This window comes from Delftia sp. UME58, assembly GCF_014170385.1.
Taxonomy (GTDB): Bacteria; Pseudomonadota; Gammaproteobacteria; order Burkholderiales; family Burkholderiaceae_C; genus Comamonas; species Comamonas acidovorans.
This window is the reverse complement of sequence record NZ_LZZV01000020.1, coordinates 57,251-83,443: the sequence shown is the minus strand read 5'-3', so window position 1 is coordinate 83,443 and position 26,193 is coordinate 57,251. Positions and strand designations below refer to the sequence as shown.

Below are 26,193 nucleotides of genomic sequence, written 5' to 3'. Positions count from 1 at the left end.
GCACTACGACGACACCGGCCTGCGGGCCACGACATCAAAGCGATGCCAGTGCTTTGGCCCCTGCATGCTGGGGGCCATGCCATCGAACTCATTGAAGGCCAACAGCTCCATGCCATCCAAAAGGTGCAAGACCTGATCACGCGAATGAAAGCTCATGGACTGCGAATCGGCCCAGGCATCGCGCGGTCCGAAAAAATGACCTGCGAACACACCGCCCGGACGCAGCGCAGAACGCACCAGCGACCAAAACGCATCGAAGTACTCAGGATGGCAAAAGGGCAGGCTCAGCCCAGCGTGGATCAGATGCGCCGCAGGCAAAGAGGAAAGATCCTCGAAACGGCAAGCCTGCAGCGTCAAAGCGCCGGACGCCTGCGATGCCAGGGGGCGCAAGCCCTCGATGGCCGCAGGTTCGCTGTCGATGGCGTGGACGCACCAGCCGGTATTGAGCAGCACGCGGCATTCATGGCCCGCGCCACAGCCCAGATCGATGGCCGCTTTATCTGCCGTATCACCCGCCAACGCGTCAAGCGCCTGCACCAGCAGGGGGGATATCTTGCGTCCCTCGGTAAAGCGGTAGTAGTCCGTCCAACTCATGGGCGTGACGCCTGCGGCGTCATCTCTCCATCCACCACTGGATGACGATCTTGGCGACGTAGCCCACAAAGCCCACGCCCAGGCCCAGGAAAATCACGAAGGTGCCGAACTTTCCTGCCTTGGACTGGCGCGCCAGCTGCAGGATGATGAACACCATGAAGAGGATGAAGGCCCCCACGCCATAGGTGAGGAAGAAATGGGCGATCTGTTCTTCTGTGTACCCGAATATCACGACAACACCGTCCTACATCCTCCCCTGCAGGCCCGGCCGGTCCGGGCCCGCCCGGCTCAACGCGCCGGGAAGGCCGACGCATCGACCAGATCGCGGTACGCGTGCCAGCTCGCGTGCCCCAGCAGGGGCATCACGGCCACCAGTCCCAGCAGCCAGCTGCCCAGGCCCAGCAGGGTCAACAACACAATGAGGGCGGCCCACAGTGCCAGAGGCACAGGGTTGGCCAGCACGGCCAACCAACTGGTCAGCACGGCCTGGCGCACCGTCACCCGCCTGTCCAGCATCAGCGGCATGGCCACCACGCTGGACGCAAAAATAGGCGCTGCCAGAAAACTGCCCAGCGCCAGCCATATCGCAAACAACTGCCCGTCGCGGGCCAGCACCACGTGCTGCACGAAATCCGCCGGAGTGGCAATGCTCACGGGCGAGAGCACCGTGATCAGCGACGCCGACACCAGCACCCAGCCCGTGGCCGCCAGCGACAGCAGCAGCCCGAACTGCACCAGGCACCAGTAGCCGCCCTGCCCCTCGGCCTTGGCCTTGGCCGCATGGCAGCTTTGCCAGCGCGTCCAGGTGCGCCGCACCAGGGACAGATCGGCAGCCTCGCCGCGCTCCAGCGCGCGGCTGATGGCGTAGAGGCTGGTTGCCACGACAGGGCCGACGATCAGGAACCCCGACAGGGCCCCGGCCATCAGCCAAAAGCGATTGTGCCCCAGCGTCAAGATCAAAAACCCGATCAAGGTCAAGACCAGGCCATGTGCCAGGCTCAGCCAGGGCGCCCTGGCCATGTCGCGCGCGCCACGCGCCAGCCAGCTCAGGGGGTGTTTCCAGCCGATGCTGCGCACGGCGGGGAGGACGGGGGGGTGGAAGAAAGCGGTGCTGTGGCTGGTGGGCATGGCATGGCGCGGCTTCGCGGGCAGGCAGGGTCAGCTGTCAGCCAGCCCCTGGCACAACTGCGCGAGGCTGGCCACCGTGACGTGGGGCGTGGACCCCTCGTGAGGCCATGCTACGCCCGTGCGGTTGAGCCAGACTGCGTGCATACCCGCATCCATGGCGCCCAGCGCATCGAGCCGCGCGTCGTCGCCAATGTGCAGCACCTCGTCAGGCGCCACGCCTGCCGCCGCCGCTGCCGCGTGGAAAAAGCGCACATCGGGCTTGGCCATGCCGGCCTTGGTGGCGCTCAGCGCGGCATGGAAATGCTCGCCAATGCCCACCACGTGCACGCTGGCGTTGCCGTTGCTCAGCGCCACCACGGGCCAGCGCGCGGCCAGGAACTGCAGGGCGGGCAGCGCGTCCTCGTACAAATCCACGCGCTGGCGCTCGGCAAAGAAGATGTCGAAGGCCGCTTCCGCCAGGCCGCCATCGTCGCCATTGCGCTGCAGCGCCAGGCGGATGGACTCGCGGCGCAGGCCGCTCAGGTCGTGGGCCAGGTCGGGGCGGTCGCGCTCGATCTGCACGCGGATGGCGCGCACGGCGGCCACGTCGCGCAGCGCTGCGGCCGTGGTGGGCGCATGGGCGTGCAGCCAGTCCAGCAGCACCTGTTCGGCGCGCGAGATGGCCGGCCATACAGGCCACAGCGTGTCGTCCAGGTCGATGGAAATGGCGCGGATGCGGCCGCTGCGGCGCAGCTGCTGCAAGGCGGCCAATGCAGGGTCAAGAGAGGATTCGGCGAGGGGGGTGATGGCGGCTTGGGACATGGTTCGAGCATAGCGAAGGCAGCCGTTGCCGGCTGCAGCCGGGTCATCCGACTCGCGTGGCAGGCGGCTCCGTCCTGCCACAATCGGCCCCATGCCTTCCCGCTTCGCGCCAGAACCCCCATTCCGCCACGACCAACCCCAGCGCACCGCCGTGCTGCTGTGCAACCTTGGAACGCCCGATGCGCCCACGGCCCCGGCCGTGCGCCGCTACCTGGCGCAGTTCCTGGGCGACGACCGCGTGGTCGAGATCCCCAGGATTGCCTGGCTGCCCATCCTGCACGGCATCATCCTGCGCACGCGGCCGGCCAAGTCGGCCGCCAAGTACGCCACCGTCTGGCATGAGAAGGACGGCTCCCCCCTGCAGCACTGGAGCGCGCGCCAAGCCCTGCTGCTGCGCGGCTGGCTGGGCGAGGCCGGGCACAACGTGCTGGTGCGCCATGCCATGCGCTACGGCAACCCCTCCATCCCCAGCGTGCTCGATGCCCTCAAGGCCGAGGGCGCCACGCGCATCCTCATCCTTCCGCTGTACCCGCAGTACTCGGGCACGACCACGGCCAGCGTGTTCGATGCCGTCTATGACTGGGCCCGCACCCAGCGCCATATTCCCGAGCTGCGCTTCGTCAACCGCTACCACGACGACGCTTCCTACATCGATGCGCTGGCCCAGCGCATCGAGGCCCACTGGCGCGGCAACGGCCGTGGCGAAAAGCTGGTCATGAGCTTTCACGGCGTGCCCGAGCGCACGCTGCACCTGGGCGACCCCTACCACTGCGAATCGCGCAAGACCGCCCGCCTGCTGGCCGAGCGCCTGGGCCTGTCGCCCTCGCAATACCTGGTGACCTTCCAGTCGCGCTTTGGCAAGGCCAAGTGGCTGGAGCCCTACACCGAGCCTTCGCTGATCGAACTGGCACGCAGCGGCACCAAACGGGTGGACGTGGTCTGCCCCGGCTTCACCAGCGACTGCCTGGAAACGCTGGAGGAAATCAGCCAGGAAGCGCGCGAGGCCTTCCTGCATGCGGGTGGCGAGCAGTTCGAGTTCATTGCCTGCCTCAACGACAGCGCGCCCTGGATCACGGCGCTGAGCCGTATCGCCCAGCAGCATATGCAGGGCTGGCCCACGCAGAAGGCGCCGCAGGCCGAACTCGACGCCAGCCTGGAGCGCGCCAAGGCCGTGGGCGCACAGCGCTGAAGCCGTTCTGCATCTTCTGCACCGCGCCATATAACCCTGCCTCATGAGCAGAATGCATAAGCGTCTTTGTATATAGATGCTGCAAGCGGGACAATTGCACCTCTGTTGCTTGTTCCGCCGGTCTTCCATGGTCGGCCCCAGCCATCATGACCAAGACATTCCTTCCCTCGCTGCGTCTGGCCGCCCCGCTGCTGGCGCTGGGCCTTGCCTGCACCGCCTTCGGCACGGCCCACGCCGCCGAACCCTTGCTCCCCCCTGCCGGCGTGCAGGCGGCCGCCGGCCAGGACGCCGTGCGCATCATCGACATCCGCGATCCCAAGGCCTATGGCGAGCGCCATATCCCAGGCGCGCTCAACGCCCCCTACGGCAAATGGCGCGGCCCCGCCACCAATCCCGGTGAACTGCCCGAGCTGCCCAAGCTCACCGAACTCGTGCAGTCCCTGGGGCTGACGCCGGCCAACCACGCCATCGTGGTCTCCACGGGCGCGGACGCCACCGACTTCGGCGCGGCAGCGCGCGTGTACTGGACGCTCAAGCTGCTGGGTCTCAAGGAGTTGTCCGTGCTCAACGGCGGCATGAAGGCCTGGAACGAGCAAAAGCTCCCGCAGGACAACGAGGCCGTCAAAGTCGCTCGCAGCAGCTACCAGCCCCAGCTGGACACCAGCCTGATCGCCACGCGCGAGGACGTGGGCCAGCACGTCAGGCTCAGCAACGCCGCTCTGGTGGACTCGCGCCCCGACGCCTTCTACCAGGGCAAGACGCGCGCACCCGCCGCCAAGATCTCGGGCACCCTGCCCGGCGCGCAGCAGCTGGACTTCAACCAGTGGTTCGTGCCCGGCACTTCCACCTTTGTCGATACCGCCACGGCCAAGCAGATCGCGGCCAAGGTCAAGCGCGAGCAGGGCCAGGACATGGTGGCCTTCTGCAACACCGGCCACTGGGCGGCCACCGACTGGTTCGGCCTGTCCGAAGTCGCGGGCCTGCCGGGCGTCAAGCTGTATGCGGGCTCCATGGTGGACTGGACGCAGCAGGCCGATGCGCCGCCCATGGCCAACCAGCCCGGCCGCGCCGAATCCCTGGCCTACGACGCCAAGCAGTGGTGGGAAAAAAAGTTCAAATAACCCCCCCCTGAGACGCTTCGCGCCTTCCCCCTTGAAGGGGGACGACGCCATCGGCTGGGCGCCCCCGCCGCGAGGCGGCTCTTGCCCGGCGTCTCTGGCTTTGGAGCGTGCCGGTAGCAAAGTGCCGCGCCATGGAGAAAAATGATATGAAACGACTTCCTCTTGCGGCCATCCTGGCCGTTTTCTTTGGCTGGCTGCTGTGGAGCGTCTCGGTGCGCCAGGCCGCGCTGTTCGCCGTGGGCCTGGGCCTGGGCGCGGTGCTGGCCGGCAAGCGCTTCGGCTTCACCACGGGCTGGCGCATGCTGATCGAGGACAAGGACGCCAGCGGCGTCTTCGGCCAATTGCTGCTGCTGGCGCTGGCCGCCGCGCTGGCCATGCCGCTGCTGGGCCACTATCCCGAACTCACGGCCGCCCTGGGCCCGCCCAGCATCAGCCTGCTGGTGGGCGCCTTCGTCTTCGGCCTGTGCATGCAGATCGCGGACGGCTGCGGCAGCGGCACGCTGTACAAGGCCGGCATGGGCATTCCCATGAATGCGGCCATCCTGCCCGTGTTTGCCGTCGGCAGCTTCCTGGGCAGCCTGCACCTGGGCTGGTGGCTGGACCTGGGCAACACCCAGCCCGTGGGCCTGGTCACGGCCTGGGGCTGGGCCCCTGCCCTGCTGGCCACGCTGGCGGCGCTGGCCGTGGTCGCGCTGGGCGTGGCCTGGTATGTGCGTGGCGCCAACATGGCACTCAAGCGCCCGGCCAAGCCGCTGTTCGTGCGCAAGTGGGTGGTGGGTGCCGTGCTGCTGGCCGTGCTGGCCACGCTCAACCTCGTCATTGCGGGCCAGCCCTGGGGCGTGGTCTACGGCTTCGGCCTGTGGGCGGCCAAGATCGCCAACGCCACGGGCGCCGTGGACCTGGCCGGCAACTGGTTCTGGAGCCAACCCGGCAACGCCGCGCGCCTGCACGAGACCGTGCTGCTGGACGTGACCAGCATCACCAACATCGGCATCCTGGGCGGCGCCCTGTGGGTGGCCGCCGCCAAGCCCGTCAACGCCAAGCCGCTCACGGGCACGCAGTGGATCGTGGCCCTGGTCGCCGGCCTGGTGCTGGGCTACAGCTCGCGCCTGGCCTTCGGCTGCAACGTGGGCGCCATGCTCTCGGGCATCTCCACGGGCAGCATCCACGGCTGGATCTGGGTGCCGCTGGCCTTTGCCGGCACCATCTTCGGCCTGCGCATCCGCCGCCATTTCAATTTCTGAGAGGACCCGCCATGACACAGCAAAACACCCTGCGCGCGGTCTTCTGGGCCGTGCTGGTTCTCTTCCTGGCCTGGGACCACCTGCACTCGCCGCCCGTGGACCTGCGCTTCGAGGCGCCGCTGATCGCGGCCGGCTCGGGCAAGGCCACGCAAGGCGGGCATTGCTCGATGCCGGCGGGCAAGTAGGTCAAGGTCAGGGTCAGGGCACGCTGGGCGCCGGCCCCTCGTCCGCACCGGCCGTCACGGGCAGCGGTGCGGTTTCCACGTCGAAGCCGGCGGCCTGCCAGGCCTTGAGGCCACCCACCAGGGGGCGCACGTTGGCAAAGCCGGCGCGCTGCAGCTGGCGCGCCAGGCGTGCGGCGGATATCTCGTTGGGGCAGTCGCAATAGATCACCAGCCCGTGGGGATGGTCGTGCTGGGGCAGCAGATGGGCATGCACCTCGCCACCGTCGCGCGGGCGCAGTTCCCAGGACTGGGCGCCGGGGATGTGGCCCTGGCGGTACTGCGGCAGGGCTCGCACATCGATCACCGTGGGCTCCATGCCCTGGGCTTGCAGGCCCGCCAGCTCGCGCACCGACATGCGCGGCATGCGCAATGAACGCACCATGCGATGGCGCTGCCACCACTTGCGCACGATGAACAGCCCCAGCGCCACGCCCAGCAGCAACAGGCCCCACTGGCCCAGCGCCGTGAGCACGCCCAGCAGGTCTTCCACCGTGGAGCTGAACAGCGAGCCCAGGTACACGGCCGAGCCCACCCAGATCAGCGCGCCCAGCCCGTCATACAGCACGAAGCTGCGCAGCGGCGTGCCCATCACGCCGGCCAGTGCGCTGGCGATGGAGGCGAAGCCCGGCACGAACTTGGCCACCAGCAGCGACCTTGCGCCCCAGCGGCCGTAGACGGTCTCGGTCTGGCGGATGCAGGCATCGGGCGACAGCGAGATGCGGCAGATGCGGCCCAGCACACGGTGGCCGTAGGCCTTGCCGGCCTGGTACCAGAACAGGTCGGCAATCAGCGCCGCGCTCACGGCCACGGCCACCAGCCACAGCAGGCGCACCCAGTCAGCGCCTTCCAGCGCGCCGGTCACGACCAGCACCGGGTAGGCCGGAATCGGCGCGCCCAGCTGCTCGACGAACACATTGAGAAAGACGATGCCGAAGCCGTACTCGCGGATCAGCTCCACCAGAAAACCCATGTCAGGCCTCTCTTGCCCAGACGGTGCCCGCACCCGAAAAAGAAGGCGAGGCTGCACCCGTCGCAAATGCTAGCGCGGCGGCAACATCCGCGCCCGGCCCGGGTTGATGCTCAGCCGCGCTGCAGATGCTCCAGCACCCACAGCCAGTGCGCGGGCACGTTCAGCGCCGGCGCATGGCCGCAGCCGGGCACCTCCTGCCAGTGCAGCAGGCCGCTCGCGCCGGGGCCGCGCGTGGTCATTTCGCGGGCCACCTCGGGCAGCACCAGGTCCGAGTCCACGCCCCGCAGCAGCAGCACGGGAATCTCCAGCGCGTCGTAGTGCGGCCAGATGCCGTAGTCGTCGTCATGGGCCGTGAACTGCTCGATCATGGCCGGGTCGTAGTGCGGCGTGACGCGTCCGTCGGGCAGGCGGCGCACGCTGGTCTCGGTGAGCTTGCGCCACTCGGCATCGCCGAGCCAGCCATAGGGCCGGTAGGCCTGGCGAAAGAAGGCCTCCAGCTCGCCCACGGTGTCGAAGGCCGGTGGCTCGCCCGCATAGGCCTTGATGCGCGCCAGCGCCGACTCGGCCAGCTGCGGCGCATTGTCATTGAGCACCAGCGTGGCAATGCGTGCACGCAGCGAAGGCTCGAACAGGCCCGAGGCGCAGACCGTGCCGATCGCCCCGCCCATGGATGTGCCCACCCAGTGCGCGCGCTCCAGACCCAGCGCATCGAACAGCTCGCGCGCGATGCGGGCGTAGAACCCCAGCCGGTATTCCTCGCGCGGCGCGCGGCTCCACTGGCTCAGGCCCCGGCCCGGCGTGTCGGGGCAGATCACGCGCCAGCCCTGGCCTGCCAGGAACCGGGCCAGTGCATCCATATCGCGCCCCGTGCGTGCCAGCCCGTGCCAGGCGACGACGGTGCCCGCTGGCGCCACTTCGGGCGCGGGCTGCCAGTCCATGTAGTGGATCTCGTAGCCCGCGCATTGCGTGTAGCAGGAAGCGGGTACGGGCGCGGATGAGGGGGATGCTTTGGAAGCCATGGGAGAAATCTCTGCTGTGCAGGGGGTGGGCGGCGACCTGGCAACTGCCTGGCGGCCGCCCGCCCCGGCCTTGCTCACTCAGGAATGCGGATCAGCCCGTCGCTGACCTCGATGGTGTTGGCCGTGCTGGGCCGCGCCACGAAGGGCGGCACCTGGGCCGCCGTGATGGCGGGTGCCGCGCCCGGCTGGCCGCCGCGCGGCGTGGTGCGCACCACCTGGCTGGCGGGCAGCGCGGTGCTGCTGCGCAGGTTGGCCCACACGGCATCCATGGCCTGATTGAAGTACGGATGCAGCGGCACAAAGCGCGTGTCGAAGCCGGAGAACGGCAGGAAGGCATCGAAGTGCTGGGCATTCACCACCTCGATGTAGCGCAGCCGTGTGTTGGCGCCATCCAGCCCCCGGTTGAGCACCGTGTAGGCGCGCGCATTGTGGTTGACCGGCACCAGCGCATCGCTGCGGCCCGCCACGATGATGGTGGGCTTGCCGCGCAGCTTGGCGGTGTGCAGCACCTCGGCAATGCCTGCGCGCACGGCGTCGCTCTGGGCACGCGTGGGCACGCTGCTTTCGGAGAGATTGAAGCCGGTCACCGGATCGAAGCCCGTCACCAGCGCGTGCTGGCACAGCGCGTTGTCCAGGCCCAGGTCGGCCACGCGCGTGGAGGGCGACACGGCAAACTGCCAGGCCTTGGCCCCGCCCACCGAGTCGTTGTATACCACCGTGGCCGGCGTGCCGTTGGCCGTGCCATTGGCCGTGGCAAAGCTCTGGGCCAGCGCAGCCCCCGTGGCGGGCACCACGTCGCCCGTGGCATTGGCAGCCGCAAAGCTGGTGCGGCACAGGTTGGCATCCACGCCAAACCGGCCATAGGCCATGGTGTACATGGCCGACAGGATGGGGCCGTTGCCCAGCGCGTAGTGGGCGTTGTGCATGCGGTCATGGTCACGCGTCCAGCCGTACAGGCGCAGCTTGCTCAGTGCATTGGCGGCACGGTCGGCCGTGGTGGCGCCGACGACCAGGCCCTTGGCGGCCAGGCTGGTGCAGCGTGCCTCGGCCCGCGCCGTCATGGCCGTGAGGCCTATGTAGTTGAAGATGGATGTTTCGGTCAGCGCAGCATCGGGGGCCAGCGCCGCGCAGGGCTGGTAGATGTTGCCGTAGGTGGTGTACTCGGCCAGCGGGCGGCCCGGGTTGGGCATGGTCGCATTGCCCACGGCAATGGTGTAGCCCTGGCGCGTGGGCATCTCGGTCACGGGTTCGGAGGCCACCACGCCGTCGATCAGGCCGTCCGTATCCAGCTCGGCCGCGCGCAGCACGGCCGCGCCGCCGTTGGAGGCCGAGCCCGCCAGCACCAGCGTGTTGTCCTTGCCGAAGGGCACGGGGTCCTGCGTGGTGCCATAGCGGGCATTGAGCACGTACAGCGCATAGCGGGCCGCGGCCAGCGTGTCGTTGCCCCAGTCCTTTTCGGGGTTCTGCTGGGAGTGCGCGTGCTTGATGGCGATGCGGTTGGGAAACGCCGCGTTGTAGGCGGCGCGCGCCGCATCGGTCAGCCGCGCGGCAAAGAAGGACAGGCTGCCCGCATCCGTGCGCGTGGCACGCGTGCCGTCCAGCTTGTTGACGGTATCGTCGCTCAGGTTGTGCAGGCCCATGCCCTTGCCCGCGTCGGTCAGCGCCACGGCGCAGCCCTTCTTCAGGCCCCACTCGCCCGCCGTGCCGATGGCGCCATACACGCCGCGCGAGCCCGAGGACGGGCCCAGCACGATGCAGGGCCGGTTGCGGTCAAAGCTGTCCGGCACCTGCACGGCCACCATGGTCTGCTTGCGGCCCGTGCCGTCGTCCAGCACGGCCAGATACTCGCGCCCGGGGATCAGCCCTTCGCCCGCAGTCACCTGCCCGTCGGCCGTGATGTTGGGGCCGTACAGCGTGCCGTAGCCGCCGCCCGCCGTGGGGTCCAGGATGCCCCGGTAGTTGGAGTACAGCGCATTGCGCCGCAGCTCGGCCGCCGTGGGATTGGCAGGGTCCGCGTACAGGGGGGCGGCCGCGGCGCCCAAGCCCGTCTTGCCCAGGCCGCCGGTCAGCAAGTCCTGCGTGGCCGCCGTGCTGCCCGTGCCGGTGGCCGTGGCCGGATACACCGTGGCACCCAGTTCGGTAAAGCCCTTGGGCAGGTCGTTGCTGGGATCACGTCCTTCGGCGCCGCAGGCCGCCAGCGTGGCTACGGCCAGAGCCGTGAAAGCCCAGCGCCAGGGGGCGGACACCTCCGTTCGCTCATTCAAAAATGCCAACTCTTCAGCCTTGAACATGCCATCTCCTAGTGATAGTTCTCTGATGCACGAATGCGCCAGGGGCCCTGGTCAGGCCCCGACGCGGGAAGAACGCAGACGCCCCACGACGCCCGTGGGGAAATAGTAGACCGACAACACAAACAGCACGCCCAGCCACAGCAGCCAGCGGTCGGGCGACAGCAGCGCGGCAAGCCATGGCAGGCTGTGCGCGGCCTCGCTGGCCACGCGCAGCAGGTCCTGCAGATAGCTCTGGGCGATGAGGAACAGCACCGAGCCGATCGCCGCGCCATAGATGGTACCCATGCCGCCGATCACCACGATCAGCAGGCAGTCCATCATGATCTCGAACGACAGCGAGGTATCGGGCCCGTTATAGCGCAGCCACAGCGCCAGCATGGCACCGGCCACGCAGGCGAACAGGGCCGACAGCACGCTGGACAGCGTGCGGTAGACCACCACGCGGTAGCCGATGGCCTCGGCGCGGAACTCGTTCTCGCGGATGGCCTGCAGCACGCGGCCGAACGGGGAATTGACGATGCGCAGCAGCGCCAGCACCAGCACCACGGCCAGCACGAACAACAGGTAGTAGGTGAGGATGCGCCCGTCGATCAGCACGCCCAGCACCTCGTTCTCGAACGGCTCGAAGCCGGGCGACAGCCACTCGGGCAGCTTGAAGCTCAGCCCATCCTCCCCGCCCGTCCATTCCGACAGTTGGGAGGCCAGCGTCTGGAACGCCGCCGCCACGGCCAGCGTGATCATGGCAAAGAAGATGGCCCGCACCCGCAGCGAGAACAGTCCGATGGCCAGCGACAGCAGCAGCGACACCAGCAGCGCCGCGCCCAGGCCCAGCGCCAGCGCGCCCCAGCCCGCGCCCATGCGCGAGGACGCTATCGCCACCCCATAGGCGCCAATGCCGAAGAACATGGTGTGCGCAAAGCTCACGATGCCGGTGTAGCCCAGCAGCAGATCGAAGCTGGCCACCAGCACCACGAAGATCAGCACCTTGGCCGCCACGTTCAACGCCTTCACGCCGGGGAACACGAAGGGCGCCGCCGCCAGGCCCGCAAAGATCAACAGCAGCAGCACCGCCAGCACGCGGCTGCGCGGCATGTCGCCGGAAAGCAATCGGTTGAGCATGTCGATCACTCCTTCAGCGGTTCGCCACGGGATAGACGCCCTGAGGCCGCCACAAGAGGATGGCCACCATCAACGCAATGTTGGAAAACAGCGCCACCTTGGGCACGAGAAAGCCCGTGTAGTTGGCCATCAGCCCCACCAGCAGCGCGCCGATCAGCGCACCGCCCGTGCTGCCCAGCCCGCCGATGATGATCACGATGAAGATCAGCACATTCACCTGCGCGCCCATCTGCGGCACCACGTTCTGCTGGTACATGCCCCACATCACCCCGCCCAGCCCGGCCAGGGCCGAGCCCGCCACGAACACGCCCACGAACAGGCGGCGCACGCGGTAGCCCAGGGCCTCCACCATCTCGCGGTCCTGCACGCCTGCGCGGATCAGCAGGCCGATCTTGGTGCGCGACAGCGTCCAGGCCAGCAGCGCAAACACCGCCAGCCCAACCAGCACGGCCACCACGCGGTACTTCTCCACGGCGGCATCGCCCAGCAGCCAGGCGCCCTTCATGCCCTGGGGCAGCGGCAGCGGAATCTGCTGCGGGCCCCAGATCAGCTTGATCAGTTCCTCGCCGATGATCATGCCGCCCATGGTGATCAGGATCTGCTTGAGATGCTGGCCGTACACGGGCCGCACGATGAAGCGCTCGAACGCCAGCCCGATGGCGCCCGCCACCAGCATGGCCACCACCATGGCCGGCAGCACGGCCAGCAGGTTGCGCCACAGCTGGTCCGACCCCGTCCAGTCGCCCATGGCACCCAGCACGCTGGTGGCCACGAAGGCACCCAGCGCGATGAACACGCCGTGGCCGAAGTTGAGCACGTCCATCAGCCCGAACACCAGCGTCAGCCCCGAGGCGATGATGAACACGATCATCCCCATGGCCAGCCCCGCCACCGTCAGCGTCAGCCAGGTCGAGCCAGAGCCCACCAGCGGCAGCGCCACGAGGGCCAGCACCGGCACCAGCAGCAGCGGCTTGAAATCCCAATCCAGCTTGTTCAGCCTGTTCATAGCGAAAGCCCCAGCAGCGACTGCTGCAACGCCGCATCTGCCGAGAACTCGGCCATGCCGCCCGCGTGCACCACGCGGCCGTTGTCCATCACCGCCACGCGGTCGCCCAGGCGGCGTGCAAAGCCCAGGTTCTGCTCCACCAGCACAATCGTCGTGCCGCCCGCCTTGAGCTGCGCGAAGGCCGCGATCATGTTCTCGATGATGGCCGGCGCCAGGCCCTTGCTGGGCTCGTCCACGATCAGCAGGTCGCGCGGCTCCACCATGGCGCGTGCCACCGCCACCATCTGCTTTTGCCCGCCCGACAGCTTGCCGGCCGGGTGGTTCCAGAACTTCTCCACCGCCGGGAACATGCCGAAGATCCACTGCAGCCGCTGCGCGTCCATGCGGTCGGCGCGCGAGGCGCCGCGCGCGGCCAGCAGCAGGTTTTCCTGCACCGTCAGGTCCGCGAAGATGCCCATGTTCTCGGGCACATAGGCAATGTTCAGCCGCGCAATCGCCGGCGTGGGCAGGGCCGTGATGTCGGCCCCGCCAAAGGCGATGCGCCCCTGGCTGGCCCGCCACAGGCCCATGATGGTGCGCAGCGTGGTCGTCTTGCCCGCGCCGTTGCGCCCCAGCAGCATGGTCAGCTGCCCGCGCGGCACGGCCAGGTCCACGCCATGCAGGATGTGATAGGCCCCGATATGCGTGTGCACGCCCGACAGCTCGAGCAGGTTGGGGCTGGGGTTGGCGGCGGTGCTCATGCGGCCTCCTTTGCAGCGCCCTGCTCCGGCACCACACCCAGGTAGGCCTGCTGCACCACAGGCGAGGCAATCACCTCGGCCGGGGGCCCATCGGCCACCAGCGTGCCATTGGTCAGCACGATGATGCGGTCGGCCAGTTCGCGCACCACATCCATCTTGTGCTCCACCAGCAGGATGATCTTGCTGCGGTCCTGCTTGAGCGTGCGTATCAGGTCCAGGATCACCGGCGCCTCGTCATGGCTCATGCCCGCCGTGGGCTCGTCGAACATATAGACCTGGGGTTCCAGCGCCATCAGCAAGGCCACCTCCAGCTTGCGCTGGTCGCCATGCGGCAGCGCGGCCACGGCCTCGTCGCGTCGGGCAGACAGGGCCACCTGGTCGAGGATGTGCAGCGCCCGCTGCGTGAGCGCGCGGTGGTCGCTCCAGATGCTCCACAGGTTCAGGCCGCGCCGGTGCGGCCCCTCGTCGCGCGCCTGCACGGCCAGGCGCACGTTCTCCAGCACGCTCAGGTGCGGGAACAGATTGGTGAGCTGGAACGCCCGCCCCAGCCCGGCCCGCGTGCGCGCCGAAGGGGCCAGCCCCGTCAGCTCGCGCCCGCCCAGCAGCACGCGCCCGGCCGTGGCCTTGAGCTGCCCCGAGATCAGGTTGAAATACGTGGTCTTGCCTGCCCCGTTGGGCCCCACGATGGCCGTCAGCGTGCCCGGCTCGAAAGAGCAGCTCACGCCGTTGACGGCCACATGGCCCCCGAAGCGGATGGTCAGATCCTCTGTGCGCAGCATTGCTCAACGGCCGTTGCGGATGGGGACCTGCATCTCCTCGGGCTTGATCTCGCGCACCAGCTCGGGCACGCCCCAGGCCAGCGCCGGGTCCACGCGGATCTTGAAGTGGTACATGCTCTGCAGGGCCTGGTGGTCTTCCTTGCGGAAGGTCATCTGGCCCTTGGGCGTGTCGAAGCTCATGCCCTCCATGGCCTTGATCAGCGTGTTGGTCTTGGTGTCTCCACCTGTCTTCTTGAGCGCCGTCACGATGGCCATGGCCGCAGAGAAACCGCCCGCCGTGAAGAAATCCGGTGGCGTCTTGTACTGCTTGTAGTGCATGGACACCAGGGCCTCGTTCACCGGGTTCTTGGGAATGCCGTAGTAGTAGTACGTGGCGCCCTCCATGCCCGGCAGATTCTTGTAGGCCGCCATGGCGGGCAGGATGTTGCCACCCGTGGCGATCTCGATCCCGTAGCGCTTGAGATCCATGTCCGCGATCTTGAACGGATTGCCCGCCCCGGCCCACACGATCCAGATGATCTTCCGGCCCGGCTGGTCCTTGAGCTTGTCGATCAGCCGCTGCGCCCCTGCCGTGAAATCCGTGGTGGCGGCAGGCAGGTACTCCTCATGCGCCAGCTTGCCCTTCTTGATGGAGTCCTTGAAGGCCTTCACCCCGTCGCGGCCGAAGGCGTTGTCCTGGGCCAGCGTGGCAATCGTCACGCCCGCCCTGTCGATGGCCACCGCATTGCTGATGGCGTCCTGGCTGGAATTGCGGCCCGTGCGGAAGATGTACTTGTTCCACTTGTCGCCCGTGATCGAATCGGCCACGGCCGGCTCCACCAGCAGGATCTTCTTGTACTCCTCGGCCACCGGCAGCATCGCCAGCGCCACGCCGGACGACGTGGGCCCCACGGCCAGATCGGCCTTGTCATCGGAATACGCCGTGGCCAGCAGGCTCTTGCCCAGGTCGGGCTTGCCCTGGTCGTCCTTCTCGATCACCACCAGCTTTTTGCCATTCACCGCCATGCTGCCGCCCGTGGCGTACTCCAGCCCCATCAGCAGCCCGGCCTGGGTCTGCTTGCCATAGGCCTCCAGCGCGCCGGTCTTGCTGTAGACGTGGGCAATGCGGATCTCGCCCTGCTGGGCCATGGCGGCAGGAGCCGCAGCGGCCATGGTGGCCATGGCGGAGAGTGCGAGGGCGGAATGCAGGAAGGGGCGGCGTTGCATGGTGTGTCTCCTTGGGTTGGCGGCTGGGCTGGCGCCCGCTGCTTTTGTGGGGAGGGACCATGCATGCTTTGTGCCAGGCACGGCCAGGGGGCGCAATGCCAGGAACGGCCTTGCGCCCCTGGGCCGCGCGCCGCGGGCACGGGCCGGGCATGGGCCGGGCATGGGCCGGGCATGGCCTGCGAGTGTCCGGCAATCGAACAGATTCACTGTCTTGACTTCAGACAGTTGCCTGAATCCGATACAGGGCAAACCATGAGCCCCTGGTACCCCGGCATCTTTCCCTGCAACAGTACGGAGATGCCACTGCGCCAAGCTTCGAAGTACATCGGCAATTCCCAGTACGAATACTGGAAGCACACCCAGCTCATCCTGGACGTGATCGAGGGCCAGGGCGGCAGCTTCTCGCTGGAGGGCAGCACGGGCAAGGCCTTCCACACACGCTCCAGGCTGTTCACGGACGAGGAATACGCCGAGATCCTGGCCAGCGAGGGCGACGGCCCCTGACAGCGGCTGCGCGGCGGGCTACTTGCCGGCCAGCCGCTTGAGCGCGGCCTCGGTCTGGCGCACATGCTCGTCCGGGTCCGAGCCGATGTGCACGAAGCGGACCTTGCCGTCCCGGCCGATCACGCAGGAGATGCGGTCGGCGCGCTGGGGGTCGGCGGCGGCCGAGGCGTCGTAGGCGCGGATGGTCTGCGCCTGCGGGTCCGATGCCACGGCGAACTGGTCGCGGCAGGCCTCGGTGGAAAAGCGCTTGAGCGTATCGATGTCGTCATGCGACATGCGACATGCCCACCACCGTCGCGCCCATGGCCGCGGAACGCGGCGTGGCCTCGGCAAAGGCGTGGGCTTCCATGGTGCAGCCCTGGGTGAAGGCCTTGGGGGAAGAAGTACAGCACCACCGGCCCCTTCTTGAGCGTGGAGGCCCGATTGTGACCAATCGCGCCGCTCGAAGCACAGCCCCCTCCCACAAGACCGCACTTGAAGGCCTTCGACCGCAGCCACAAGGACACATTCAAAGATCCGCGTGACCCGCAGGTACAGGAAAAATCCGTTGATGACATTAAAAATATACAATATACTTTTTATCAACAAACCACGAAGCCAACAACTTATGCCGACATCCTTTCCCTTGTGTCCCGATGCCGCGCAACGGCATCTCATCCCCTTGCTGCATCAGCGCATCGCCGCCGCGCCCCACTCCGTCCTGCTCAGCCAGGAGGAGCGCGATTTCACGGCCGAAGAACTGCTGGCCGCAGCCAGCGTGTTCGCACGGGCCTTTGCCGCAGCGGGGCTGAAGGCAGGCGACCGCGTCGCCCTGCAGTGTGGCAACCGCCCTGAATTCCTGTCTGTTCTCACGGCCTGCGCGCTGGCCGGCCTGGTCCTGGTCCCCATCAATACCGCGTCACGCGGCAGCCAACTCGCCTACTACATGAGGAACTCTCGGGCAAGCGTGCTTTTGACCGAACCTTCACTGTTTGACCATATCACCAGCGCGCAGCTGGCCGATCCGGACAGCCTGTCCGGCCTGCATGCCATCTGGTCCCTGGACGCCCATGCGCCCGTCGCCACGCTGCCCGGCCTGTCGCCCTTCGCGGACGCGGCCCTGGCCGAGGACATCCCGGCCCACGCGCCCCATGCGCCGGCGCCGGCCGTAGTGATCTACACCTCCGGCACCTCGGGCCCGTCCAAGGGCGTCATCTGCTCGCACGCACAGCTGTACTGGTGGGGGCATCACTCGCTGCGCAACATCGGCATCGATTCTCAGGATGTGCTCTACACCTGTCTGCCGCTCTTTCATATCAATGCACTCAACACCTTCTACCAGGCACTGCTCAGCGGAGGACGCATCGCGCTGGGTGCCAGGTTCTCGGTATCGCAGTTCTTCCTCGAACTGGCAAGCACGCAGGCCACGGTCACCTTCCTGCTCGGAGCCATGGTGGCGATGCTGCTGTCGCGGGCACCCGACGGCAGCGAGAAAGCGCACCGTGTTCGTACTGCGCTGGCGCCGGGCGCTTCCGCGCAGCACTACGCGCTCTTCGAGCAGCGTACCGGCATCCGCATGCTCGACGGCTTCGGCTCGACAGAGACCAGTTTCGTGATCTGCACCCCGCATGACGCCTCGCGCCCGGGCTGGATGGGCACGCTGGCGCAAGGCTTCCAGGCCCGCGTCGTGGACGAGCATGACAACGAAGTGCCCCATGGCACGCCAGGCGAACTGATCTTGCGCAGCGAGCAGCCCTACGCCTTTGCATCAGGCTACCTGGACATGCCCGACAAGACGGTCGAGGCCTGGCGCAATCTGTGGTTCCATACCGGCGACCGGGTGCTGCGCGACGAGGATGGCTATTTCAGGTTCCTGGACCGCATCAAGGACAGCATCCGCCGCCGCGGCGAGAACATCTCATCCTACGAGGTCGAGCAGGTGCTCCACTCGCATCCAGCCGTGGCCGAGGTGGCTGCCTATGCGGTGGCCTCGGAGCTGGCGGAAGACGAAGTGATGTGCGCACTCGTGCTGCGCGACGGCTGCACCATCGATCCGCTGGCGCTGGTCATGTGGTGCGAGCCCCGCCTGCCCTATTACGCCGTTCCGCGTTTTCTTCGCATCACGCACGAGCTGCCCAAGACCGAGAACGGAAAAATCCAGAAGTACAAGCTCAGGGCCGAAGGGCGCACGCCCGACACCTGGGATCTGGCCAGCAGCGGCCATGTGGTGAAGCGATGAATCACGCGCTGATCCAGGGAGCGGTCGAAATCCCCTATGCCCGCCGCACGACCGAATCCACCACCCACTGGCTGGGACAGGCCTTCGAAGCCCTGGTGCAACAGCACGGGTTCGAGGCCAGCCGCATCGATGGCCTGGGCGTGGCGTCCTTCACGCTGCGACCGGACCGCTGCATCGACCTGGCCTGGCGTCTGGGGCTGCAGCTTTCCTGGTTCATGGATGACGGCAACGGCGGCGTTTCGGGTTTGAACCTGCTGCAGCACGCCATCGCCGCCATCGAGACCGGGCAGGCCCGCAACATCGTGCTGCTGGCGGGCGATGCTTTTCAGGCGTCGGAGTTCCAGGACCTTTCGGCCAACTACAACCGCACCACGCAGACCCTGCTCAGGCCGCTGGGCATCGCCAATCCCAACACGCTGTTCGCTCTGCTGACCCAACGCCACATGGCGCGGGAAGGCCTGTCGCGAAGCGACTACGGGCAGTTGGTACTGGCCCAGCGCCGCCATGCCAGCCGCAATCCCCAGGCTGTCTACCGCAGCGCAATGTCCATGGACGACTACCTGAACGCGGCGCCCGTGGCCGATCCGCTGGTGATCTACGACTGCGTACCCGTCGTTGCGGGAGCCAACGCCATCCTGATCAGCCATGCCGACGAAGTGGCCCGGCGCGCCGGCTGTGTGCGCGTGCGCTCCCTGCAGGCCTGCCACAACCATGACGGCCAGCAAGGCGACGGCCTGTCCACCGGACTGTCCCGGGTGGCTGGCCAACTGTTCTCACAGGCCGGCTGCAACGTTGGCGACATCGACCTGTGGTCGGTCTATGACGACTATCCGGTCATGTCGCTGGTGCAGTTGCAGGACCTGGGTCTCATCGAGGCAGGCGGCCTGCAGCGTTTTCTCCGGGAGGCCGTGCCCCAGGACCGGATCGCCGTCAACACGTCGGGCGGCCAACTGTCCGCGGGCCAGGCCGGAACCGCAGGAGGCATGCACGGGCTGGTCGAGGCGGTGCGCCAATTGGGCGGGCGCTGCGGCGAACGCCAGTTGGCCCGTGCCCGCACCGCCCTGGTCTCGGGCTATGGAATGGTCGAGTACCGATATGGCATGTGCGCCAACGCCACCATTTTGGAGGGTCTGGAATGAGCCTGTACATCAACGCCTGCCTCGGCTGCGGCGCCCAGCATTTCCCCGCCCGCCTTCGCTGCCCGCATTGCGGCGGCAGGGCCTTCAAGGCGCAATCGGTCCGCGAAGCCAGGGTGACCGGCGTGGTCCGGGCGCATCGCCTGCCCAATGCCTGCCCGTGGAACTGCCTGGTCGAACTATGCACGGCCGGGGGCGTCACGCTGCTGGCGGCCTCTGCCCACGCGCCGCCGCCCGGCAGCCTGGTGGGCCTGTCCCAAAGCGCGGATGGAGCCATCGTCGTTTCCGCAACCTGAAAAGAGACCATCCCATGACCCACCTCACTCCCATCGGCGGCGAAGGACTTGGCGCCTATGTGGCGCTTCCTGCAGCCGGCACCGGCCCACTGCTCGTGGTCCTGCAGGAAATCTTCGGCGTCAACGCGAATATCCGCGCCCTGTGTGACGAGTATGCGCAGGAAGGGTATGTGGCGATCGCCCCAGACCTGTTCTGGCGTCAGGGCCGTGGCATCGACATAGACCCCTCCTCAGAGCAGGCCATGGACCGCGCCCTGGCCCTGCTCGCGTCCTTCGACGACGCCCAGGCCATGCAGGACATCACGGCAAGCATCGCTTTCGCACAGCACCTCCATGGCTGCCCTCGCAGCGTGGCGGCCGTTGGCTACTGTCTGGGCGGGCGACTCGCCCTGCGCTCGCTGTTCGACACGGCCGTCACTGCTTCGGTCTCCTACTACGGGGTGGGACTGGAGACATTGGCGACCCGCCCGCTGCCCGCCGGCAAATCGGCATTGCTGCATGTTCCGCAGCAGGACATCTACTGCTCCGCGCCCGTGCAAGCCACGATCCGCGAGGCCGCGCGGGGGCCCCTGAAAGCCCATTTCTATCCTGGTTGCGACCATGCCTTCGCGCGCGCGGGATCGCCCCATTTCCATGCCGACAGCGCGCGCCTGGCCCACGACCGGACCATGAATTTCCTGGTGCCGCGCGTGGGACCCGCCTATGACCTGGAGGCCCTTTGGGAGGCACATCTGGACTACGAATTCACCACGCGCGATGTGGACCTGACCATGTCCACCATGGTGGACCAGCCCTATGTCAACCACATCCCCACCATGACGGGCGGCGTGGGCTATGCCGACCTGCGGCGCTTCTACAAGGACTACTTCATCAACGCCAACCCCGAGGACACGGGACAGATCACGGTCTCGCGCACCCAGGGCGTGCGCCAGATCGTGGATGAGGTCATCTTCAGCTTCACGCATGACCGGCGCATCGAATGGCTGCTGCCCGGCGTGGCGCCCACGGGCCGCAGGCTGCGCTTCGGCCTGGTGGGGGTGGTGCGCTTCAAGGGCGACAAGCTATGCCACGAGCACATCTACTGGGACCAGGCATGCGTCCTGGTCCAGGCCGGGCTGCTGGACAGGGCAGGCCTGCCCGTGGTCGGGGCCGAAGGCGCCGACAAGATCACCGACAACGGCATCCCCAGCAACCGCCTCATCGCGGGCTGGTGAATTCCGGGCAAACCCTGTCAAGGCAAATTCCTACGCCTCGAATAAAAGAATACAGTATTCTTTTTAACAGCATAAGCATGCCCCTAACTCCCGTGCACGCCAAGGAGCGAAGATGAGTACACAGACCCCCTACGACAGCTACCGCGAGGACGTGGCCGGACGCGCCAACGTACAGGACACCCCCGAGCTGGTGGCCTACTACAGGGACCTGGAGCGGTTTGAAGCCGGCGCACTGTGGACCGTGGCCAACAAGATCGAACCCTGGCAGCCCGCTTCCGTATCGGTGCCGACGCTGTGGCGCTACCGGGATCTGCGCGAACATGTGCTGCGCTCCGTGGCCCTGGTCACGCCCGAAAAGGCAGGCCGCAGGGTGATCTACCTGAACAACCCGGGACGCCGGGATGTCTCGGCTGCCGTGGGCTGGCTGTACTCCGGCCTGCAGGTGATGTACCCCGGGGAATGCGCCTCCACGCACCGGCATTCGGCTTCTGCGCTGCGCTTCATCATGGAAGGCAGCGGGGCCTACACCATCGTCGACGGCCACAAGATGACGCTGGGCGCCAACGACTTCGTTCTCACGCCCAACGGCACCTGGCACGAGCATGGCGTGGCGGAGCAGGGAACCCCCTGCATCTGGCAAGACGGCCTGGATATTCCCTTCGTGAACGCGCTCGAGGCCAACTTCTACGAAGTCCACCCCGACCTTCACCAGCAGGTGGCCTACCCAGTGGACGACTCCAGCCATGCCTGGAGCGGCACCGCGCTGCAGCCGCACGGACATTCATGGAATAAGTCCTACTCGCCGCTGTTCAAGTACGAATGGGGTCCGACCTATGAATCCCTGCGCCGCCTTGCCCAGGTCAGCGAAGGCTCGAAGTTCGACGGTGCACTGATGCACTACGTCAATCCGCTGACCGGTGGCCCCGTGATGCCCACCATCGGCGCGAGCATGCAATTGCTGCGGCCGCAGCAGCATACCCAGGCCCACCGCCACACCGGCAGCTACCTGTACCAGGTGGCCAAGGGTGAGGGCTACTCCGTCATCAACGGCAGGCGCTTCGACTGGCGCGAGCGCGATATTTTCTGCGTCCCGTCCTGGGCCTGGCACGAGCACGCCAATACCCAGGCCACCGAGGACGCCTGCCTTTTTAGCTTCAGCGACCTGCCGGTAATGAAGGCCCTGGGCCTGTACCGAGAGGAAGGCCTGGGCACCAACGGCGGCCATCAATCCATCGAATCCCACCCCACCTTTACTACGGAACACCCATGCGCCTAGTTACCTACCGCCCCTGCGTTGTCGACGCCGCCCGACTGGGCGTGATCCAGGGCGATGAAATCGTCGATGTCCAACGCCTGGCCGCCAGCCAGGGCGCAGAGCTGCCGTCCTGCATGCTCGCGCTGATCGATCTCGGGCCTGCGGCCCTGCGTTCGCTGCAGCGCATGCTGGATGCCGCCCGCGGCACCTGGCCTCCAGGCTGCTGCGTGCCCACCGTGAACGTGCAGTTGCTCGCGCCCATCCCCCGCCCGCGCAAGAACATCTTCGGCATCGGTCTGAACTACGTCGAGCATGTAGCCGAATCCAGCCGCACGCTGGACACTTCGCGGGATCTGCCCGCACAACCCGTCATCTTCTCCAAGCCGCCCACAACGGTCATCGGCCCCGGCGAACCGATCCGTCACAACGCCGACATCACGCAACAGATGGACTGGGAAGTGGAGCTCGCCGCCATCATCGGCCGACGCGCCAGCCGCGTCGGCGCCGACACGGCCCTGCAGTACATCTTCGGCTACAGCGTCATGATCGACATCAGTGCCCGCGACTGCCGCCGGGCCGGGCAGTGGATCTACTCCAAGGGCCAGGACAGCTACGGCCCCTTTGGCCCCTGCATCGTCACCGCCGATGAAATACCCGATCCCCAGGTCCTGGACCTGTGGCTCACCGTCAATGGCGAAACCAAGCAGCAGTCCAACACGCGCCACATGCTGTTCAAGGTCAACCAGCTGGTGGCGGACATCAGCGCCGGCATAACTCTGGAGCCCGGCGACATCATCGCCACCGGCACACCCGAGGGCGTGGGCGCCGGCCGCACCCCTCAGGAGTGGCTGGTACCCGGCGACGTGGTCGTGGCCTGCATCGAGAAAATCGGCCAGATCCGCCATCCGGTCATTGCCGTCTGAACAGGAGGACTCCATGCCCAAGCATGCCCCATTCAAGGTGGCCGCCGTACAGGCCAGCCCGGTTTTCCTGGACACCGCAGCGACGGTAGACAAAGCCTGCCGCCTGATTCGAGAGGCAGCCGCCGGCGGCGCGCAACTGGTACTCTTCCCCGAAGTCTTTGTGTCCGCCTATCCCTACTGGAGCTGGATCGGCAGCCCCATCGCCGCCGGCCCATGGTTCCAGAGACTGTGCGAATCAGCCGTGGAGGTGCCCGGTCCCGAGGTGGCGCGCATCGCTCAGGCCGCACGCGAATGCGGCCTGCATGTTGCCATCGGCATCAATGAGCGCGCGCCGCGCAGCCTGACCACGATCTACAACACCATGCTGCTGATCGGACCCAACGGCCAGTTGCTGGGCCGCCACCGCAAGCTGGTGCCGACCTGGGCCGAAAAGCTGACATGGACTCCCGGCGACGGCGCGGGCCTGCGTGTGCACGACACCGCCCTGGGCCCCATCGGCATGCTGGCCTGTGGAGAGAACACCAACACCCTGGCGCGCTTTGCGCTGCTGGCCCAGGGCGAGCTGGTGCACCTGGCAAGCTATATCTCGCTGCCCGTGGCGCCCCCGGACTACGACATGGCCGAGGCCATCAAGGTTCGGGCCATGGCCCATTCGTTCGAAGGCAAGGTCTACACCGTCGTCTCCTGCTCGACCATCTCGACCGAAACCATCGCGCAGATGGAGCAGGCCTTCCCGGGATCGGCCGCGCTTCTGGGCCGTGGCAACAGCGCGTTCTCGGGCGTGATCGGCCCGGACGGCCGCGTGCTCGGCCAGCCGTTGATCGATGCCGAAGGCATCGTCTATGCCGACATCGATCTCGCACGTTGCATACAGCCCCGCCAGATGCATGACATCACGGGCCACTACAACCGCTTCGACGTGTTCGACCTTCGCGTCAACCGCCGCAGCCTGGCCCCAGCCACCTTCCATGACGGCGATCCCGCCGCGCTGCCCGAACTGCTCGCGGCGCAGCCGCCCCTCGCCTCCGCACCGGGCGAGGCAGACCGCAACACAGGACACAACGACTAGAACAGCACGCCACGTCACCCGGCCACAACGCATGGCCGGAATGTTCGCCACCGCTTCGCGGCCCCTTACCGCGAAGGGGCCGGGCAATACCCGGTCGCAAAGAACCACCACGGAGACCCCTGATGAAAACCGCCCTCAAGTCCCTCGCCTGCATCGTGGCCGCTGTGGCCAGCCTCGGCGCCATGGCGCAAGGCCCCTACCCGTCCAGGCCGATCAAGATGGTGATCCCCTTTCCTCCTGGCGGCGCCGTCGATGTGCTGGTACGCACCATCGGCCCGCAACTGAGCGCCGAACTGGGCCAGCCCATCGTCGTGGACAACCGGCCCGGAGGAGGCGCCCAGATCGGCGCCTCCTCCGTACTCAACGCGCCGGCCGACGGCTACTCCGTCTTCGTGGCCGAGATCGGGGCGTTCGCCATCAATCCCAGCCTGTACAAGAACCTCAGCTACCAGCCCACGCGCGACTTCGAAGGCGTGGCCATGCTGGTACGCACACCCATGGTGATGTACAGCGGCAAGGCGGGCAAGTTCCACGGCGTTTCCGCCTTGAAGGATGCCCTCGCCTCCGGCAGGGAGCTCAGCTATGGCTCCTTCGGCCCAGGCACCGCACCGCACATCCTGGGCCATCTGCTGTCGCGCAGCGTCCCCGGGGCCAGGCTGCTGCATGTTCCCTACAAAGGCGCACCGCCGGCCTTCCAGGCCATCATGGCCAACGAGATCGACCTGCTGTTCGACGGCGTGCCAGGTACGCTGAACATGGTGCGCAATGGCAAGGCCGTCCCGCTGGCGGTAGCCGCACCTCAGCGCAGCGAGTTCCTGCCCCAGGTTCCAACGACCACCGAAATCGGCTTTCCGGCGATGCAAATGGACCTGTGGATAGGCGCGACAGTCAAAAAGGGCACGCCTCCGGACATCGTCAACCGCCTGCATGCCGCCATCGAAAAGGCCCTGAGCCTGCCCGATATCTGGAAGAAGCTCTCGGACCTGGGCTACAGCCGCACGCCCATGGCGCCAGCGCAGTTCAACGCCTTCGTCGAATCAGAAAGCCACCGCTACCGCCCCATCATCCAGGAGACAGGCGTGGTGGTTGACTGATGACCGCAGCGGGATCGCCCAGCGTCGATCCCGCCCGGGCCGGCCTCACAGATCAATGCGAAGCACGGCATCCAGGGAGCGCGAGCAGCAGGGCGTGAAGCATCGCTCGCGCATGGCCTCATCCAGGCATTGGTCCCTGTGATCAGGCCGCCCTTCGAGCACATCGGTGATGCAGGTCCCGCACACCCCCTGCTCGCAGGACGCAGGCAAGTCCACGCCGGCCTCATGGACCACGCTCATCACGCTGCGGTCGGCGGGGACATCCAGCGTCAGCCCGCTGCGCACCAGAACCAGCTTGAAGGCCCGGGCGCCGGCCACCTCCAAGGGCTGCGCCGAGAACCGCTCGCTGTGCAGGCGCTCCTCACCCCAGCCCATGGCCCGGGCCGTCGACAGCGCCGTGTCGATAAGGCCCGCAGGTCCGCACACATAAAGATGCGCGCCCGCGCGCGGTGCACCCAGCAGACGGTCCAGGTCGAGTTGCCGCGCCGGTTCCGCATCGTCGAAGTACAGCCGGCTGCATGCGGCGAGCGGACCCACCGTCAGTTCCTCGCGAAAGGCGCAGCGGGCAGGCTTGCGATTGGCATAGTGAAGTTCCCAGGACCGGCCCAGGTGCTGCAGGCGGCGCGCCATGGCCAGCATGGGCGTGATTCCGATGCCGCCGGCAACCAGCACGGAGTGCGGCGCTGCCTCATCGAGCGCAAATAGATTGGTCGGCCCACGGGCCTGCAACAGATCCCCCTGGTGAATGTTTTCATGGACCGCACGCGAGCCGCCGCGGGACATCGGATCCAGATGGACGGCCAGTTGGTACCGGTGGCGCTCCTCGGGGTCGTTGCACAGCGAATAGGCCCGCGACAGGCCTCCCGGCAGATCCAGTTGGAGGTGCGCGCCCGCCGTGAAGGCAGGCAGCAGGCCTGCGCCCGCAGCCTGCAATTCCAGCAAGACGATGGATTCGGCGATCAGCCGCTTGTCGACGACACAAAGTTTCAGATCGGGTTCCATGGAGTGAGGTAAATTTGTCTACAACAGAATACAGTATACTATTAATGCACA

General features: G+C 67.2%; 25 protein-coding genes and 2 pseudogenes. 13 read left to right on the top strand and 14 right to left on the bottom strand.

From position 1 onward, the window contains the following. Positions 1-3: 3 nt before the first annotated feature. The 4 genes from A9976_RS07625 to A9976_RS07610 are packed head-to-tail and all read right to left on the bottom strand — an operon-like array spanning position 4 to position 2,523. Positions 4-594, bottom strand: a complete 591-nt coding sequence (locus A9976_RS07625; RefSeq protein WP_183018503.1) for a class I SAM-dependent methyltransferase — start codon at positions 592-594, stop codon at positions 4-6. 19 nt (positions 595-613) lie between these two features. After that, positions 614-826, bottom strand: a complete 213-nt coding sequence (locus A9976_RS07620) for a DUF2788 domain-containing protein (protein WP_016449600.1) — start codon at positions 824-826, stop codon at positions 614-616. A 56-nt stretch (positions 827-882) separates the two neighbouring features. Beyond that, positions 883-1,722 carry a DUF2189 domain-containing protein gene (locus tag A9976_RS07615; protein WP_183018502.1) on the bottom strand — a complete coding sequence of 280 codons (840 nt, stop codon included), beginning with the start codon at positions 1,720-1,722 and terminating at the stop codon, positions 883-885. Positions 1,723-1,752: 30 nt separating this feature from the next. Next, positions 1,753-2,523, bottom strand: coding sequence for an HAD family hydrolase (locus A9976_RS07610; RefSeq protein ID WP_183018501.1), 771 nt, complete (start codon positions 2,521-2,523; stop codon positions 1,753-1,755). A gap of 91 nt (positions 2,524-2,614) precedes the next feature. Between A9976_RS07610 and hemH the strand changes: the two genes are divergently transcribed. The 4 genes from hemH to A9976_RS07590 all read left to right on the top strand — a co-directional run bounded on the left by hemH (position 2,615) and on the right by A9976_RS07590 (position 6,262). Further along, positions 2,615-3,712, top strand: a complete 1,098-nt coding sequence (gene hemH, locus A9976_RS07605) for a ferrochelatase (protein WP_043823822.1) — start codon at positions 2,615-2,617, stop codon at positions 3,710-3,712. A 146-nt stretch (positions 3,713-3,858) separates the two neighbouring features. Further along, entirely contained in the window at positions 3,859-4,833 is a 975-nt protein-coding gene (locus A9976_RS07600; protein ID WP_183018500.1) for a sulfurtransferase, read from the top strand. A 146-nt stretch (positions 4,834-4,979) separates the two neighbouring features. Further along, positions 4,980-6,077, top strand: coding sequence for a YeeE/YedE thiosulfate transporter family protein (locus tag A9976_RS07595; protein WP_183018499.1), 1,098 nt, complete (start codon positions 4,980-4,982; stop codon positions 6,075-6,077). Between the two features lie 11 nt (positions 6,078-6,088). Next, the gene (locus tag A9976_RS07590) at positions 6,089-6,262 is read left to right on the top strand and encodes a hypothetical protein (protein ID WP_012204476.1); all 174 of its coding nucleotides are present in this window, start codon (positions 6,089-6,091) and stop codon (positions 6,260-6,262) included. Between the two features lie 13 nt (positions 6,263-6,275). On the opposite strand, the gene A9976_RS07585 is transcribed toward A9976_RS07590, so the two are convergent. The 8 genes from A9976_RS07585 to A9976_RS07550 form a co-directional block, all read right to left on the bottom strand. Continuing rightward, entirely contained in the window at positions 6,276-7,271 is a 996-nt protein-coding gene (locus A9976_RS07585; protein WP_183018498.1) for a rhodanese-like domain-containing protein, read from the bottom strand. A gap of 110 nt (positions 7,272-7,381) precedes the next feature. After that, positions 7,382-8,290 (bottom strand): alpha/beta fold hydrolase, encoded by a 909-nt coding sequence (locus A9976_RS07580; RefSeq protein WP_183018497.1) that lies wholly within the window; start codon positions 8,288-8,290, stop codon positions 7,382-7,384. Positions 8,291-8,364: 74 nt separating this feature from the next. Continuing rightward, entirely contained in the window at positions 8,365-10,581 is a 2,217-nt protein-coding gene (locus A9976_RS07575) for a 3-hydroxybutyrate oligomer hydrolase family protein (protein WP_183018496.1), read from the bottom strand. Between the two features lie 51 nt (positions 10,582-10,632). Next, complete coding sequence (locus A9976_RS07570) at positions 10,633-11,700, bottom strand: branched-chain amino acid ABC transporter permease (protein ID WP_183018495.1); 1,068 nt, start codon at positions 11,698-11,700, stop codon at positions 10,633-10,635. 13 nt (positions 11,701-11,713) lie between these two features. Continuing rightward, on the bottom strand, positions 11,714-12,706 hold the full coding sequence (locus A9976_RS07565) for a branched-chain amino acid ABC transporter permease (protein ID WP_183018494.1): 993 nt from the start codon (positions 12,704-12,706) through the stop codon (positions 11,714-11,716). Further along, entirely contained in the window at positions 12,703-13,446 is a 744-nt protein-coding gene (locus A9976_RS07560) for an ABC transporter ATP-binding protein (protein WP_183018493.1), read from the bottom strand. Before A9976_RS07560 ends, A9976_RS07565 begins: the two co-directional genes overlap by 4 nt. Next, the gene (locus A9976_RS07555) at positions 13,443-14,225 is read right to left on the bottom strand and encodes an ABC transporter ATP-binding protein (protein WP_183018492.1); all 783 of its coding nucleotides are present in this window, start codon (positions 14,223-14,225) and stop codon (positions 13,443-13,445) included. The genes A9976_RS07560 and A9976_RS07555 overlap by 4 nt, the downstream gene beginning before the upstream one ends. 3 nt (positions 14,226-14,228) lie before the next feature. After that, entirely contained in the window at positions 14,229-15,431 is a 1,203-nt protein-coding gene (locus A9976_RS07550; protein WP_183018491.1) for a substrate-binding domain-containing protein, read from the bottom strand. Positions 15,432-15,743: 312 nt separating this feature from the next. Between A9976_RS07550 and A9976_RS07545 the strand changes: the two are divergent. Continuing rightward, positions 15,744-15,935, top strand: a pseudogene (locus A9976_RS07545) (DUF779 domain-containing protein); the annotation flags it as partial. A gap of 18 nt (positions 15,936-15,953) precedes the next feature. Here A9976_RS07545 and A9976_RS31730 read toward each other — a convergent pair. Beyond that, positions 15,954-16,354 (bottom strand): annotated as a pseudogene (locus tag A9976_RS31730) (peroxiredoxin); the annotation flags it as partial. 188 nt (positions 16,355-16,542) lie between these two features. Between A9976_RS31730 and A9976_RS07535 the strand changes: the two are divergent. The 8 genes from A9976_RS07535 (at position 16,543) to A9976_RS07500 (ending at position 25,140) form a co-directional block, all read left to right on the top strand. Further along, on the top strand, positions 16,543-18,153 hold the full coding sequence (locus A9976_RS07535) for an ATP-dependent acyl-CoA ligase (RefSeq protein WP_183018490.1): 1,611 nt from the start codon (positions 16,543-16,545) through the stop codon (positions 18,151-18,153). Then, positions 18,150-19,292 carry a thiolase family protein gene (locus A9976_RS07530; protein WP_183018489.1) on the top strand — a complete coding sequence of 381 codons (1,143 nt, stop codon included), beginning with the start codon at positions 18,150-18,152 and terminating at the stop codon, positions 19,290-19,292. Before A9976_RS07535 ends, A9976_RS07530 begins: the two co-directional genes overlap by 4 nt. Next, positions 19,289-19,585 (top strand): zinc ribbon domain-containing protein, encoded by a 297-nt coding sequence (locus A9976_RS07525; protein ID WP_183018488.1) that lies wholly within the window; start codon positions 19,289-19,291, stop codon positions 19,583-19,585. The genes A9976_RS07530 and A9976_RS07525 overlap by 4 nt, the downstream gene beginning before the upstream one ends. Positions 19,586-19,599: 14 nt before the next feature. Beyond that, positions 19,600-20,799: a dienelactone hydrolase family protein gene (locus A9976_RS07520; RefSeq protein WP_183018487.1), complete on the top strand. Its 1,200-nt coding sequence runs from the start codon at positions 19,600-19,602 to the stop codon at positions 20,797-20,799. A gap of 112 nt (positions 20,800-20,911) precedes the next feature. Next, positions 20,912-22,075: a cupin domain-containing protein gene (locus A9976_RS07515; RefSeq protein WP_183018486.1), complete on the top strand. Its 1,164-nt coding sequence runs from the start codon at positions 20,912-20,914 to the stop codon at positions 22,073-22,075. Next, positions 22,066-22,977 carry a fumarylacetoacetate hydrolase family protein gene (locus A9976_RS07510; RefSeq protein ID WP_183018485.1) on the top strand — a complete coding sequence of 304 codons (912 nt, stop codon included), beginning with the start codon at positions 22,066-22,068 and terminating at the stop codon, positions 22,975-22,977. Before A9976_RS07515 ends, A9976_RS07510 begins: the two co-directional genes overlap by 10 nt. A 13-nt stretch (positions 22,978-22,990) precedes the next feature. Next, positions 22,991-24,046 (top strand): carbon-nitrogen hydrolase family protein, encoded by a 1,056-nt coding sequence (locus tag A9976_RS07505; RefSeq protein WP_183018484.1) that lies wholly within the window; start codon positions 22,991-22,993, stop codon positions 24,044-24,046. A gap of 122 nt (positions 24,047-24,168) precedes the next feature. Further along, complete coding sequence (locus A9976_RS07500; RefSeq protein ID WP_183018483.1) at positions 24,169-25,140, top strand: tripartite tricarboxylate transporter substrate binding protein; 972 nt, start codon at positions 24,169-24,171, stop codon at positions 25,138-25,140. Positions 25,141-25,185: 45 nt separating this feature from the next. Here the strand turns inward: A9976_RS07500 and A9976_RS07495 are convergent, their stop codons facing one another. Then, positions 25,186-26,142: a PDR/VanB family oxidoreductase gene (locus A9976_RS07495; RefSeq protein ID WP_183018482.1), complete on the bottom strand. Its 957-nt coding sequence runs from the start codon at positions 26,140-26,142 to the stop codon at positions 25,186-25,188. Between the last annotated feature and the right edge of the window lie 51 nt (positions 26,143-26,193).